Source organism: Methylophaga sp. UBA3603, from assembly GCF_002375335.1.
In the GTDB taxonomy this organism is placed as follows: domain Bacteria; phylum Pseudomonadota; class Gammaproteobacteria; order Nitrosococcales; family Methylophagaceae; genus Methylophaga.
In genome coordinates this window covers 41073-53820 of sequence record NZ_DFMC01000009.1, presented here as the reverse complement: position 1 = coordinate 53820, position 12748 = coordinate 41073, and the positions used below count along the sequence as shown (strand labels likewise).

Below are 12748 nucleotides of genomic sequence, written 5' to 3'. Positions count from 1 at the left end.
CTCCGCCCTATATCGACAGCGTTTCGAGTTCGGCTGGCAGTATTGCGTCAAAGTCTTCCTGAAGACATGCGTCCATCAATGTATTCCAGCTTTGTTCATCCCACAGCTCAAACTTGTTTCCCTGACCAATCATCACGATATTTTTATCTAAACCTGCGAATTCACGTAGTTTTGCCGGCAACAAGATGCGACCGTTGCTATCCATTTCACACTCGGTGGCATAGCCGAGCAGCATGCGTTTGAGGCGACGAACCTGAGGATTCAAACTTGGTAGCGCAGATAGTTTTTGTTCAACCGTTTCCCATTCTGGCAGTGGATAAACCTGTAGACAGTGGTCTGAGTGATCGATGGTGATCACCAAACGGCCCTCGCAGCAGACATCAAGATGCTTACGGAACTTGGCTGGAATGGCCATCCGTCCTTTTGCATCCAGATTGAAAGTTGCTACGCCTCGAAACACTGTTAGTCCTCAAATTGAAGGATCCACAAAGATCCACTTTTCCCCACTTTCCGACACTATAGGAGTGCAACATAACGAAGTCAAGCATCAAAATTAAGAAAATCCTCTTTTTACGACAAGGACTTAGCGCAATTTCATGAAAGTGGGGAGAAAGTGGATCAAGGTGAAAACGAGGACTTATTTCTTATCAAAAAACTGGCATCGGAAGTTAAAGTAGATTCTAGAATAAAGGCAGAATTTGACTCGCAGAAAAAATATTTTCAGATGGGTGAAACAGAAAAAGTTTGAGATGGCCGATAAGCCGGGTTCTGTCGTGGACAATCATTCATCTGGGACAGATGTCACCATCTGCCTCAAGCAACCTACCCGGGAACCATGCGGGCCGCATGTCATGCCGAAGCATTTGTTCCTCTATTTGGTCTTGCTCCTGGTGGGGTTTACCATGCCACTTCTGTTACCAGAAGCGCGGTGCGCTCTTACCGCACCCTTTCACCCTTACCTGAACTTACATTCAGGCGGTTTACTCTCTGTTGCACTGGCCGTGGACTTACGTCCCCCAGGCGTTACCTGGCACCTTACCCTTTGGAGCCCGGACTTTCCTCACTTTTGCAAGCGCGATTGTCTGGCCATCTCAACGCACTATTTTACCGGAGCAGCATTATTTTTGCTGAAGTTTCAACGCCATTTCATAGGCTTTGTTTTTCTTGATACCGAGAATGGAGGCTGTAATGGCAGCAGCCTGTTTTAAAGACACCTCATCTAGCAGGATTTGTAACACTCTGACCTCTTCCGCCTCATCGCTATCGACAACTGCCGCCTGCCCCTCAACCAGCAACACAATCTCGCCTTTTTGGTGATTAGCATCATTGATAACAACGTCCACTAACTCTGCCAAAGGCAAGGTGACAATGGTTTCAAACATTTTGGTCAGCTCACGTGCCAGACAGGCTTTTCGATCGCCACCAAAGACTGTCAACATATCCTGCAAACTGGCTACCATGCGTTTAGGGCTTTCATAAAAAATCAGCGTACGGGGCTCATTTGCCAGACTTTTTAGGGCCTGGAGGCGTGCGGTCGATTTTGGTGGTAAAAAGCCTTCAAAGGCAAAGCGTTCTGCAGATAATCCTGAAGCGGATAACGCAGCGATAACGGCACACGCGCCCGGAATAGGAATTACTTTAATTCCCTGTTCACGCGCCATATTGACCAATCTATAACCAGGATCACTGATTAAGGGTGTGCCGGCATCCGAAATCAGAGCAATTGATTCACCTGCGGCAATGCGTGATAACAATAATTCACTGCGTTGCTGTTCATTGTGTTCATGCAATGAAATAGTGGAGGTTTCAATTCCATGATGCTGCAACAGATATTTGCTATGGCGGGTATCTTCAGCGGCAATCACATCTACTGAGGACAGAACTTCAATAGCGCGCGCTGAAATATCCGCCAGATTTCCAATTGGGGTGGCAACGATATAAAGTGCGGCTGTTGTATCTTTCACGGTAACTATCCTGAAAAAAAATATTGATTCTGGTCGTAATATACGCGAACAGGTAAGATGATGCCTTCTCCGAACTAAATTTGATGTAGCTTATGACGCAACGATTTTCCGCCCTGTTTATGTTGTTGGTATTACTGGCTTTAACCGCCTGCCAACCGATATCAATGGATACCAAACCATCAGCCCCAGAGATGACGTCGTTAATTTCTGAAGCAGAAAAACAGGGGGATTATGCGGTTGCTGCAGAAGATTATCTTGCCCAAGCAGCGGAATCTGAAGGTGCACTCAAATCGGCATTTCAATATCGCGCGGCAATGATGCAGTATGAGTTAGGTGAACTGGCTGAAGCAGATGCACTGCTCGCTGAAACCAACCTCGAACAACTTTCCTCACGTGAACAACTCACAGCCAATATGCTGCGCGCAGATATCGCCTTATTGAATCTGGATGGTCAGCAAGCACTAACCCATTTGGACAAGATTGATTTTGACAGTGCCAATGAAGCACAACAAAAACGCATTCTGGAACTGAGAATCACCGCTTACGATTTGACTGAAAACATGCTGGAAAAGGCTCTGGCTCATATCAAGTTAGATCCAATGCTGCCTGAGAGCGAACGGGAAAATAACCATCTCGCGTTGTGGCAGACATTACTGAAAATGACTCCACAGGCATTGGATTTATACAATCCTGGCCAACCACCCGCTGAAGATAGTGGTTGGTTTGCTCTGGCGTATGCCTTTAAGGCTTATGAAAATAATCCCGAAGCCATGGAAGTTGCGATTGAAGACTGGCAATACAGTTATCCAAATCACCCGGCTGATATTGAACAATTAAAAAAATCTATCAAAACGCCTCTTCGCCTTCCTCAACAACTGGATTTGATTGGTATCCTGTTACCTGATTCCGGCCCGGCGGCAAACGCTGCTCAAGCTATTCGTCAGGGCATCATTGCTGCCCATTTCAACGCTCGTTCCAATGTACGTTTGCAATTTTACGATGTTCAAACCGATAACAATGCTAATTCCAATAACGTGATATCACAATACGATAAAGCCGTTGCTGATGGTGCAAATATCGTTATTGGGCCGCTGGATAAAACCTCCGTTGAGTTGCTTGCGGCACATGACACATTAACGATTCCTGTGCTGGCTCTTAACCGAATCAATGAAGATATTGAGCAGAATAATTTTTTCCAGTTTGCTCTGGCGCCTGAAGATGATGCACGAAACCAGGCGGAATATGCCAATAAAATGGGATATAAACGGGCAATTGTCTTAAGTCCCCGCAGTGATTGGGGGGACAGGGTTGCTGAAGCATTTACCAATGAATGGCGCGATTCAGGCGGGCAACTTGTCACTCGTGCTAAATATGATGAAGCAGAAAATGACTATTCTCATATTCTGACACCAATATTGGGAGTAGACAGCAGTGTTCAGCGTTACCAAAACCTGCGTCGCACACTGGGGAAATCCCTGGAATTCGAACCAAGAAGACGTCAGGATGTAGATTTTCTGTTTATGGTGGGCAGGCCTTTAAAAGCACGCCAGCTATTAACCCAGTTACGTTTTCACCGCTCAGGTAAATTGCCAATTCTCGCTACATCCCATGCCTATGGTGGTGAGGCTAATGCACAACAGGATATTGATCTGAATGGGTTAATTTTTACCGATATTCCCTGGATGTTTACCGAGCAATCACAACAGGATCCTGCCTATACTGCTGTGCGTCGACAGGCCTCTGGTGATGTCGGCAGCTTTATCCGTTTAGCAGCATTGGGGGTTGATGCCTATCGCATGATTCCTTTCCTGACAGCGATGAGTGGTTCAGAAGATGAAAAATATAATGGAGCCACAGGGATACTGACTATTAATGAACAGGGTCAGATTGAACGTACTATGTCCTTTGCCACCATACGTAATGGATTGATTGAACCATTAAACATTGAATAAAGCCTATGGCAGAACATCTCCAGTCTGGTAAGCAGGCAGAACAATTAGCCTGTAACTACCTGGAAAAGCAGGGTTTAAAGCTTGTGCAGCGAAATTTTTATTGTCGTCGGGGTGAGATTGATTTGATCATGCAGGATGGACAAACCTTAGTCTTTATTGAGGTGCGTTATCGTCGTAATGGTTATCATGGAAGCGCTCTGGAAAGTATTACAAGCCGTAAACAATCACGTATCATCACCACAGCCCAACATTATCTGATGCAATCGGGATGGGCACACAACTGTCGATTTGATGCCATCGCCATCACCGCAAATCAACCCGATCAAATATTATGGATTCGCGATGCTTTTCAACTAAACTAACAGCATTTTTCAGCACCCACCCAACGAGGAAAATATTCATGTACCAATTCAGACTGGTTTTCTTACTGATACCCATTTTATTGTTGCAAGCCTGTGCAGCAGCAGTTGTGGGCGGTGCAGCTACCACGGCTGCGGTTGCCTATGACCGTCGGACAGCAGGCGCCATCCTTGACGACCAAAGCATCGAAATCAAAGCCAAATATGCCATTTTCCAGGATAAAGATCTCTATAACCAGAGCAATATTAATGTGACCAGTTATAACGGCTTCGTATTGCTCTCCGGCGAAACACCTACTGAATCACTTAAACAAAAAGCTACTACTTTGGTTAAAGATATTCCTAAAGTACGCAAAGTCTACAATGAGCTGGCGATTTCAGGCCCTAGCGCTTTAACTTCCCGTAGCAGCGACAGCTGGATCACCACCAAGTTAAAAACAAAAATGACCCAGGACGAAAATGTTGACCCTTTTTATGTGAAAGTAGTGACAGAAAGAGGCATCGTTTATCTTATGGGTAAACTCACCAAGGCTGAGGCAGATCAGGCTGTAGCCGTTGCTCGCTCTACCAAGGGTGTATTACGCGTAGTAAAAATATTCGAATATATAGATTGATTAATCTGTGTCATCAAAGCCCCTCTCCGAGGGGCTTTTTTTTAAAACGGTTTCACTACGGCCAGGATCATTACAGCAATTAAAATCAGTACAGGCATTTCGTTAAACCAGCGATAAAACACGTGACTGTGTTGATTTTTATCCGCGGCAAACTGTTTAAGCATTCGTCCACACATACCATGATATGCAAACAGTAATACCACCAGCGTCAGTTTGGCATGCAACCAGTGCATGGATTTTAATTGCTCCAGCGTGTAATAACTCATCAGCCAGATCCCCAGAACCAAAGCAACAATGGCACTTGGTGTCATGATGCCCCGGTAGAGTTTGCGCTCCATAATTTTAAAACGATCCCTGCCTTCCTGGTCTTCACACATGGCGTGGTACACATACAGCCTTGGTAAATAAAACAATGCGGCAAACCAGGTGACAACCGCCATTAAATGGAACGCTTTTACCCATAACATCTGCTATGACTCCTTATCAAAAAGAATGATAGTATCAGTCATATTAAACTGGAGATCACCGATGTCGGATGAACGAAGATATTTTAGTCGAATCCCTTTTACGGCGAATGCTCATATTTTAACGACTGAGGGTGATATGTATCTGAATTGTCGGGTCATTGATGTGTCACTTAATGGGCTGTTGATTGGCCGGCCAGAAAACTGGGCAGGCAAACTGACAGATCATTTTACCGTTGATTTGTTGCTCGACGAGGCACAGGTGGTGATTAAAATGCAGGCAGAAATGGCGCATATGGATGCCAACAGCATCGGTTTTCATTGCAAACTAATCGACCTTGACAGCATTACCCACCTGAAAAAACTGGTGGAATTAAATCTCGCTGACGAAGGCTTACTGCATCGCGAACTCTCGGCCTTAGTGGATATGCCCGAAAACTGAAGCCGTAATTACAACCAGCCATCTTTCAGTGCGTCAATGGCCTGTTGCAAATGATGTACAGCAATAACTTTAAGCCCTGGAATTGCTTTTCTTGGCGCATTGGCTGCAGGAACAAGTGCCACTTTAAAGCCATGTTTTCCTGCATCACGGATCCGTTCTTCCCCGGCCTGAACTGGCCGAATTTCTCCGGTTAGCCCCACTTCACCAAACACCACCCAGTCCTGCGGTATGGCTTTATTTCGTAAACTGGAAATCACCGCTGTCAGCACTGCCAGATCGGCACCGGTTTCGCTTAATTTCACGCCACCCACAACATTGATAAATACATCCTGATCATGGCAGGTAATACCACCATGTCTGTGTAGAATTGCCAATAACATGGCCAGACGATTTTGTTCCAGGCCGACTGAAACACGTCGTGGATTGCCCAACGGACTTTCATCAACCAGAGCCTGGACTTCAACCAGCATTGGCCGGCTGCCTTCTCGAATCACTGTAATCATACTGCCAGGAACGGCTTTTTCGCCTCGCGACAGAAATATCGCTGAAGGATTACTGACTTCTTTCAGGCCCAGCTCGGTCATGGCAAATACGCCGAGTTCATTGACCGCGCCAAAGCGGTTTTTGACAGCACGTAAAATACGGAACCGTGTCGAACTGTCACCTTCAAAATACAATACGGTATCAACCATATGCTCCAAAACCCTTGGCCCGGCTAAAGCTCCTTGCTTGGTAACATGTCCCACCAGAATCATCGTGATGCCACTGGATTTGGCAAACCTTACCAACTGGGCTGCACTTTCACGCACCTGTGCCACTGTTCCGGGCGCCGATTGCAACAATTCGGTAAATACCGTTTGAATCGAATCAATAACCATCACCTGCGGTTGACGCTGATGAGCAATAGCCATCATTTGTTCGGCATGAGTCTCTGCCAGTAAATCAACCGGGGTTTCCTGCAACTGTAAGCGTTCAGCACGCAAACGAATTTGCTGTAACGATTCTTCCCCACTGATATAAAGCGGATTAATACCACTAAGCTCGGCCATACTAGCCATAGCTTGCAGTAATAGAGTTGACTTACCAATCCCGGGATCGCCACCAATAAGCACGACAGAACCGGTTACCAGCCCTCCACCCAGAACCCGATCCAATTCCGGCAGTCCGGTAGACCAACGCACTGCCTGTTCAGAAGTAATGCTTTTTAATGCCTGTACAGTATTTTGTTGCTGGCCGGCATAACCCGTATGTTTGTTCATTGCCGTGGAAGGTTTGGCGCTACTCTGCACGGATTCTTCAAGACTGTTCCATGCACCGCAATCTGCACAGCGCCCAGCCCATTGTGGGGTCTGAGCGCCACACTCACGGCAGACATACACTCGCTTGGCTTTAGCCATTCAAATATTCCCTTTGAACTCTCGGTGTCACACAGGTTAATAATTCATAGGGTATGGTTCCGGCTTTATCGGCTAACCATTCAACCGCCAACTCGTTGGCCCCCCAGATAATCACCTCATCATCCAGTTGCGCCTGGGGACAATCATTCAGATTGACGCAGACGGTATCCATCGAGACGCGACCAATAATCGGCACATCTTTACCTCGAATCAAGACTTTGCCAAGATTGGATAAATGACGACTGTAGCCATCACCGTAACCAATACTGACCACGCCCATACGCACGGGTTTATCAGCGGTCCACTGACCGCCATAGCCGACTTCATCCCCAGCTTTTAATTGCTGCGTCGCAATCAATTTGGAGATCAATTGCATGACCGGCTTGAGTCCAACATCAGCCCCTGATTTATTGGCAAATGGTGAGGCGCCATACAACATCAGACCGGGCCTTATCCAGTCATAATGCGATTCAGGCAAACTTATAATCGCTGCTGAATTAGCCATACACACTGGCAAGCCTGTTGTTTCAGCCAGATTTTTCATAACCGTTAATTGTTGGATATTACGTGCATCATTTAATACATCCGAGTTGGCAAAATGACTCATTAAACCAAGCTTGCTCACCAGATCTGAACGTTGTTCAAGTGCATCAATAATCTTTATTACGTCCTGTTGCGGTAAACCTAGACGGTGCATACCGGTTTCCAACATCAGCCATAAAAAAGGTAATGGCTGATGGATTTGCGCTTTTAATAAAAACTCAAGATGCTGTTGCTGATGCAAGACCGGCGTCAACTCAAATTCAGCAGCCAACTGCCATTCTTCTAGGGTGCTGACACCTTCAAAAATGGTAATCGGCTGGACAAATCCATGTTTTCGTAACGTTAATGCTTCACTAAATCGGGCCACTGCAAATGCATCACTTTGCATGAGCGCCTGAGCAACCTGAATGACGCCGTGCCCGTAAGCATCAGCTTTAATGACCGACATCACTTTACTGTTTGGGGCGAAATGACGAACTTGTTGCAGATTATGTTTCAGTGCTGCCAGATCGATTCGGGCAAACGGATAGCGACTCACGATTCATTATCACCGTAATCTTGGTAGTACGCAGGGGCAAAGTTTTCAAACCGGGTGTATTTGCCCTGAAAGGTTAATGCCACGGTGCCAATAGGACCGTTACGCTGTTTACTGATGATGATTTCAGCTTTGCCTTTTTCTGCAGAATCTTCGTTATACACTTCATCACGATAGATAAACACAATGATATCGGCATCCTGCTCAATCGCACCTGACTCACGTAGATCCGACATAACCGGACGTTTATTTGGTCGCTGCTCCAGTGAACGGTTTAACTGGGATAACGCAATCACCGGCACATTGAGCTCTTTGGCCAGTGCTTTTAATGAACGGGAAATTTCTGAAATCTCATTGGTACGATTTTCTGCCTGACGACCGTTGGCACTGCCACTCATTAGCTGCAGGTAATCGACAATGATCAAACTCAGGCCATGCTCACGTTTTAAACGTCTCGCCCGGGCTCTCAGTTCAGAGGGAGTCAAACCACCGGTATCATCAATAAACAGCGGAGCTTCATTTAATAACGCTATGGCTGAGGTTAAGCGTGGCCAGTCATCATCGTTTAATCGACCAGTACGTAAACGATGCTGATCGATTCGACCTAGCGAAGACAACATCCGCATTGCTAATGAGTCAGCAGGCATTTCCATACTGAATACGGCAACGGGCTGTTTGCTGTGAATCGCGGCATTTTCAGCAATATTCATTGCAAAGGTGGTTTTACCCATCGACGGTCGACCAGCGATAATGACCAGATCGGCAGGCTGTAAACCAGATGTCTGATCATCAAAATCAATAAAGCCGGTTGGTAAACCGGTGATACCGCTATCCTGTTCAAACAGCGTATCAATTTTATCGACGACCTTACTCAGAACATCTTTGACCTGAATAAAACCCCCGCCACGTTTGGCACCTTTTTCTGCGATTTCAAAAACGCGTCGCTCAGCAGTATCGAGCATTTCTTCGCTATTACGGCCTTCAGGCGTAAATGCCATATTAGCAATATTATTACCAATCTGGATAAGCTGACGCAGAATCGAACGTTCACGAACGATCGAGGCGTAGGCTTTGATATTTGCAGCACTGGGAGTATTGCGCGCTAAGGCACCGAGATAAGCCAATTCACCGACTTTATCCAGTTCACCGCGCTGATTGTGCCATTCTGCCAACGTGATCACGTCTACAGGATTGGCTTGTTCCATTAATTCGGCTATGCCACGGAAAATAAGTTGATGGTCGTGACGATAGAAGTCCTGCTCAACCAGGAGATCAGATACCTGTTCCCAGGCACTGTTATCAAGCATCAAGCCGCCTAAGACCGATTGTTCAGCTTCAACTGAATGCGGCGGGACCTTCAGGGCCTGAGTTGCGCTGTCTTGATAGCTTTCTGGATAAGTTATCTGTTCCACAGCATTCGTCCAAGCTGGTTAAACAAGCATTTGATTCCATATTAGCGAATCACAAAATTACTGGGACATGGAACACCATGTCCCAATTTTTAACTAATTTTTACTGCTCTTGCTCTTTGGCAATCGCTTCTGCTTCTTCACGTGCAGCATCACGTGCTTTACGAGCTTCTTCAGCAGCAGCAATGGCAGCCAGCTCAGCTTCAGAAGTGATATTGACTTTCACACTCACAACAACATCAGCATGCAATTGCACATCAATGTTGTATTCACCAGTGTGGCGTAAAGGTCCTGTTGGTAAACGGACTTCATTACGGTCTACATCAGCGCCTTTTGCATTGACCGCATCAGCGATTTCTGCAGCAGTAACCGAACCGAATAATTTACCTTCAACACCAGCGTTAGCCATGATATCGACTTCACCAGCTGCAACCAGCTTTTTCTCACGTTCCTGAGCTGCAGTAAGTAATTTGGCAGCAGCCGCTTCAAGTTCAGCGCGACGAGCTTCAAATTTTTCTCTGTTGTTTTTGTTGGCAGGCAAAGCCTTACCCGCAGGAACCAGGAAGTTACGACCATAGCCAGCTTTTACACTAACTTCATCACCCAGATTACCCAGCTTTTGAACTTTTTCCAGCAAAATTACTTGCATCGTTCTAACCCTCATTCGCAGTCTCAGACTGCTTATAAAATAACCGCGTTACGCGATTGCGCGTTTGCGAAAATTAAACCATTGTTCCAATATGCCCAGTGTGGCAGTTAAAATCATCATTTGTGGCAGCATTAACACCATCAGCACATACATTACGACTAACCAGGCGACTGACTTTTGTTTCAATCGAACGATTGCATGTGCAACCGCAATACCTTGTAATGCAAAAAGCACTAACAGCACCGGTAAACAATCAACCAGCAACGTCAAAGACCCCGCCATTCCAGTCAGGGAAAGCCCCATCAAGACGGCTGTCACAGTCGCCAGTGTTTTACCCAGAGTAATTTGAGTAAACTCACTGCCAAATGCACCCTCGTTATATAACGAGGCTTGCCATGCACGGCCAATCAAAATGCCCAGAATAATATTGACACTTACTGCTGCGGCAATCAGACCGGTCATCATGCTGGCCATTTGTACCAGAAAGTTTTGCGTTTCTGTGGCGTTCATCTGCCAACCGGATTGTTCAGATAGTAATTGAACAAATGGTGTCAGCATTTCCTGCCACCACAATGCCGGATTAGGCAAAAAGATATGTGATATCAGTACCACCAGAATACCGACTCCGGCCGCAGCCAGAAGCGCCCGTTCCAAAGAACGACTGTATCCCAGCACCAGGGTCACCAGATAAGCCGGTAACCAACTGGTCAGCAATAACGCCAATGCAATCCAGAGTTGTCCGAATAACAGTCCGGCGACGGCAGCAAACACTACCAAGGTTGCGGCCATTACCCGGAGGCCTTCTTGAGGGCCTACACGTAATGTGGCCAGCACAATTACCCCGCTAGCGAGATAATTGAGTGGTGGGAGCAACATTGCAGCGACCGATAGCAAAGCAGCTGCCAAAGCAGCCTGCCAGCGACCTTTCATTGCAAAATCAGCGATTCCCCGCAACATAATATTTTGATCTTAACCTTACAACTGAAAAGCTAAATTACTTGTGCATGTCACAGTAAGGCAGCAATGCCAGAAACCGTGCACGTTTGACACAAGTTGACAGCTGACGCTGGAAACGAGCTTTAGTACCGGTAATACGACTTGGAACGATCTTGCCTGTTTCAGTAACGAAATTCTTAAGCAGGTTTACGTCTTTATAATCGATTTGTTTCACACCTTCAGCGGTGAAACGACAAAATTTTCTACGTCTGAAAAAACGTGCCATCGTGATATCTCCTGATTAGGCTTTTGAAGCGGGTTTTTCGTCGTCTTTGCGCATCATAGGAGAAGCTTCTGTAACAGCTTCGTCCATGCTGACAACAAGGTGACGGATAACGGCATCATTAAAACGGAAAGCAGTTGTGACTTCGTTCAATTGCTCAACATCACATTCAACATTCATCAACACATAATGTGCTTTGTGAACTTTGTTGATTGGATAGGCCAATTGACGGCGGCCCCAGTCTTCCAGACGGTGAACCTGACCACCAGCAGCGGTCAAAGTTTGGGTATAGCGCTCGATCATACCGGGCACTTGTTCGCTCTGATCAGGGTGGACCAGAAACACGATTTCGTAATGTCTCAATTTGAGCTCCTCACGGTTTATACAGCTTGCTGAAAAATTTCAGAAAGCAAGGAGTTTTACCTATCAAAGGCAATCTGGCATTTTACTTTATTTTACTACCTGCTCACAAGCGGCGTTGACGATCCGCTTCAAATAAGCAGACGCCTGCAGCAACAGATACGTTGAGACTCTCGGCGGCTCCCTGCATCGGGATATACATAACCTGATCACAATGATCTCTGGTCAACCTGCGAATACCCTGCCCTTCAGCTCCCAAGATGATCGCTAACGGCCCCTTGAGATCGGCTTGGTAAAGACTTAACTCGCTCTCCCCAGATGTGCCGACCAGCCAGATCCCTCTTTGCTGCAGATCCCTTAATACCCGCGCAAGATTGGTCACCTGAATAAACGGCAGGCGCTCAGCAGCACCACTGGAAATTTTGATTGCTGTCGGCGTTAACCCTGAGGCACGATCTTTGGGTGCAATCACGGCATGCGCTCCGGCCGCCTCCGCGGTACGCAGACATGCGCCCAGATTATGAGGATCCTGGACACCATCCAGAATCAACAAAAACGGTGTTTGCTGTAAATTATCCAGTATTGTGTCTAGATCCGTTTCATCCAACACAGCTAATGGATGACAGCGGGCAACACAGCCCTGATGACGACTTTCCGGCACCATATCATCCAGTTGATGACGTTGGGTTTTATGTAAACGAATCCCCTGATCGCCAGCCAGCTTGTAAATGGTCTCCACACGTTGATCATGGCGTTCGTCAGCCACCCAGATTTCGGCCACACGTGAAACAGGCGACTCAAGAGCCGCCTGTACCGCATGTAAACCAAAAATCAAATCCTG

At 46.5% G+C, this 12748-nt stretch carries 15 protein-coding genes and 1 other RNA gene; 4 read left to right on the top strand and 12 right to left on the bottom strand.

Features of this window, described 5'->3' with window-relative positions:
• Window positions 1–7: 7 nt before the first annotated feature.
• The 3 genes from mraZ to rsmI all read right to left on the bottom strand — a co-directional run bounded on the left by mraZ (window position 8) and on the right by rsmI (window position 1964).
• Complete coding sequence (gene mraZ, locus B4F66_RS07485; RefSeq protein ID WP_292357825.1) at window positions 8–460, bottom strand: division/cell wall cluster transcriptional repressor MraZ; 453 nt, start codon at window positions 458–460, stop codon at window positions 8–10.
• A gap of 281 nt (window positions 461–741) precedes the next feature.
• An RNA gene (rnpB, locus tag B4F66_RS07480) (RNase P RNA component class A) lies at window positions 742–1094 on the bottom strand.
• A 24-nt stretch (window positions 1095–1118) separates the two neighbouring features.
• Window positions 1119–1964: a 16S rRNA (cytidine(1402)-2'-O)-methyltransferase gene (gene rsmI / locus B4F66_RS07475; protein WP_292357823.1), complete on the bottom strand. Its 846-nt coding sequence runs from the start codon at window positions 1962–1964 to the stop codon at window positions 1119–1121.
• Between the two features lie 92 nt (window positions 1965–2056).
• Between rsmI and B4F66_RS07470 the strand changes: the two genes are divergently transcribed.
• Genes B4F66_RS07470 through B4F66_RS07460 form a run of 3 tightly spaced genes read left to right on the top strand, consistent with a single transcriptional unit; the run spans window position 2057 to window position 4889 of the window.
• The gene (locus tag B4F66_RS07470) at window positions 2057–3916 is read left to right on the top strand and encodes a penicillin-binding protein activator (protein WP_292357821.1); all 1860 of its coding nucleotides are present in this window, start codon (window positions 2057–2059) and stop codon (window positions 3914–3916) included.
• Between the two features lie 5 nt (window positions 3917–3921).
• Window positions 3922–4278 carry a YraN family protein gene (locus tag B4F66_RS07465; protein ID WP_292357820.1) on the top strand — a complete coding sequence of 119 codons (357 nt, stop codon included), beginning with the start codon at window positions 3922–3924 and terminating at the stop codon, window positions 4276–4278.
• 38 nt (window positions 4279–4316) lie between these two features.
• Window positions 4317–4889 (top strand): BON domain-containing protein, encoded by a 573-nt coding sequence (locus B4F66_RS07460; protein ID WP_292357818.1) that lies wholly within the window; start codon window positions 4317–4319, stop codon window positions 4887–4889.
• A 41-nt stretch (window positions 4890–4930) separates the two neighbouring features.
• Here the strand turns inward: B4F66_RS07460 and hemJ are convergent, their stop codons facing one another.
• Window positions 4931–5356 (bottom strand): protoporphyrinogen oxidase HemJ, encoded by a 426-nt coding sequence (gene hemJ, locus B4F66_RS07455; RefSeq protein ID WP_292357816.1) that lies wholly within the window; start codon window positions 5354–5356, stop codon window positions 4931–4933.
• 61 nt (window positions 5357–5417) lie between these two features.
• Here hemJ and B4F66_RS07450 point away from each other — a divergent pair, with 61 nt between their 5' ends.
• Window positions 5418–5795, top strand: coding sequence for a PilZ domain-containing protein (locus B4F66_RS07450; protein ID WP_292357815.1), 378 nt, complete (start codon window positions 5418–5420; stop codon window positions 5793–5795).
• A gap of 8 nt (window positions 5796–5803) precedes the next feature.
• Here B4F66_RS07450 and radA read toward each other — a convergent pair whose 3' ends face one another.
• The 8 genes from radA to rlmB all read right to left on the bottom strand — a co-directional run bounded on the left by radA (window position 5804) and on the right by rlmB (window position 12742).
• On the bottom strand, window positions 5804–7192 hold the full coding sequence (radA, locus tag B4F66_RS07445; protein ID WP_292357813.1) for a DNA repair protein RadA: 1389 nt from the start codon (window positions 7190–7192) through the stop codon (window positions 5804–5806).
• On the bottom strand, window positions 7185–8273 hold the full coding sequence (gene alr / locus B4F66_RS07440; RefSeq protein WP_292357811.1) for an alanine racemase: 1089 nt from the start codon (window positions 8271–8273) through the stop codon (window positions 7185–7187). Before alr ends, radA begins: the two co-directional genes overlap by 8 nt.
• On the bottom strand, window positions 8270–9682 hold the full coding sequence (gene dnaB / locus B4F66_RS07435; protein ID WP_014706209.1) for a replicative DNA helicase: 1413 nt from the start codon (window positions 9680–9682) through the stop codon (window positions 8270–8272). Before dnaB ends, alr begins: the two co-directional genes overlap by 4 nt.
• Before the next feature lie 100 nt (window positions 9683–9782).
• Window positions 9783–10328, bottom strand: coding sequence for a 50S ribosomal protein L9 (rplI, locus tag B4F66_RS07430; protein WP_349676187.1), 546 nt, complete (start codon window positions 10326–10328; stop codon window positions 9783–9785).
• A 48-nt stretch (window positions 10329–10376) separates the two neighbouring features.
• Entirely contained in the window at window positions 10377–11285 is a 909-nt protein-coding gene (locus B4F66_RS07425) for a YybS family protein (protein WP_292357808.1), read from the bottom strand.
• A gap of 37 nt (window positions 11286–11322) precedes the next feature.
• A complete protein-coding gene (gene rpsR, locus B4F66_RS07420) occupies window positions 11323–11550 on the bottom strand; it encodes a 30S ribosomal protein S18 (RefSeq protein WP_292357806.1) in 228 nt (75 codons plus the stop codon).
• 15 nt (window positions 11551–11565) lie between these two features.
• On the bottom strand, window positions 11566–11910 hold the full coding sequence (gene rpsF, locus B4F66_RS07415; RefSeq protein ID WP_292357805.1) for a 30S ribosomal protein S6: 345 nt from the start codon (window positions 11908–11910) through the stop codon (window positions 11566–11568).
• 103 nt (window positions 11911–12013) lie between these two features.
• Window positions 12014–12742: a 23S rRNA (guanosine(2251)-2'-O)-methyltransferase RlmB gene (rlmB, locus tag B4F66_RS07410; RefSeq protein WP_292358134.1), complete on the bottom strand. Its 729-nt coding sequence runs from the start codon at window positions 12740–12742 to the stop codon at window positions 12014–12016.
• Window positions 12743–12748 lie beyond the last annotated feature (6 nt).

Excerpts from the sequence above, each read along its gene's own strand:
- B4F66_RS07470 (WP_292357821.1), top strand. The coding sequence starts at position 2,057 with ATGACGCAACGATTTTCCGCCCTGTTTATGTTGTTGGTATTACTGGCT.
- B4F66_RS07465 (WP_292357820.1), top strand. The coding sequence starts at position 3,922 with ATGGCAGAACATCTCCAGTCTGGTAAGCAGGCAGAACAATTAGCCTGT.
- B4F66_RS07460 (WP_292357818.1), top strand. The coding sequence starts at position 4,317 with ATGTACCAATTCAGACTGGTTTTCTTACTGATACCCATTTTATTGTTG.
- hemJ (WP_292357816.1), bottom strand. The coding sequence starts at position 5,356 with ATGTTATGGGTAAAAGCGTTCCATTTAATGGCGGTTGTCACCTGGTTT.
- B4F66_RS07450 (WP_292357815.1), top strand. The coding sequence starts at position 5,418 with ATGTCGGATGAACGAAGATATTTTAGTCGAATCCCTTTTACGGCGAAT.
- radA (WP_292357813.1), bottom strand. The coding sequence starts at position 7,192 with ATGGCTAAAGCCAAGCGAGTGTATGTCTGCCGTGAGTGTGGCGCTCAG.
- rplI (WP_349676187.1), bottom strand. The coding sequence starts at position 10,328 with ATGCAAGTAATTTTGCTGGAAAAAGTTCAAAAGCTGGGTAATCTGGGT.
- B4F66_RS07425 (WP_292357808.1), bottom strand. The coding sequence starts at position 11,285 with ATGTTGCGGGGAATCGCTGATTTTGCAATGAAAGGTCGCTGGCAGGCT.
- rpsR (WP_292357806.1), bottom strand. The coding sequence starts at position 11,550 with ATGGCACGTTTTTTCAGACGTAGAAAATTTTGTCGTTTCACCGCTGAA.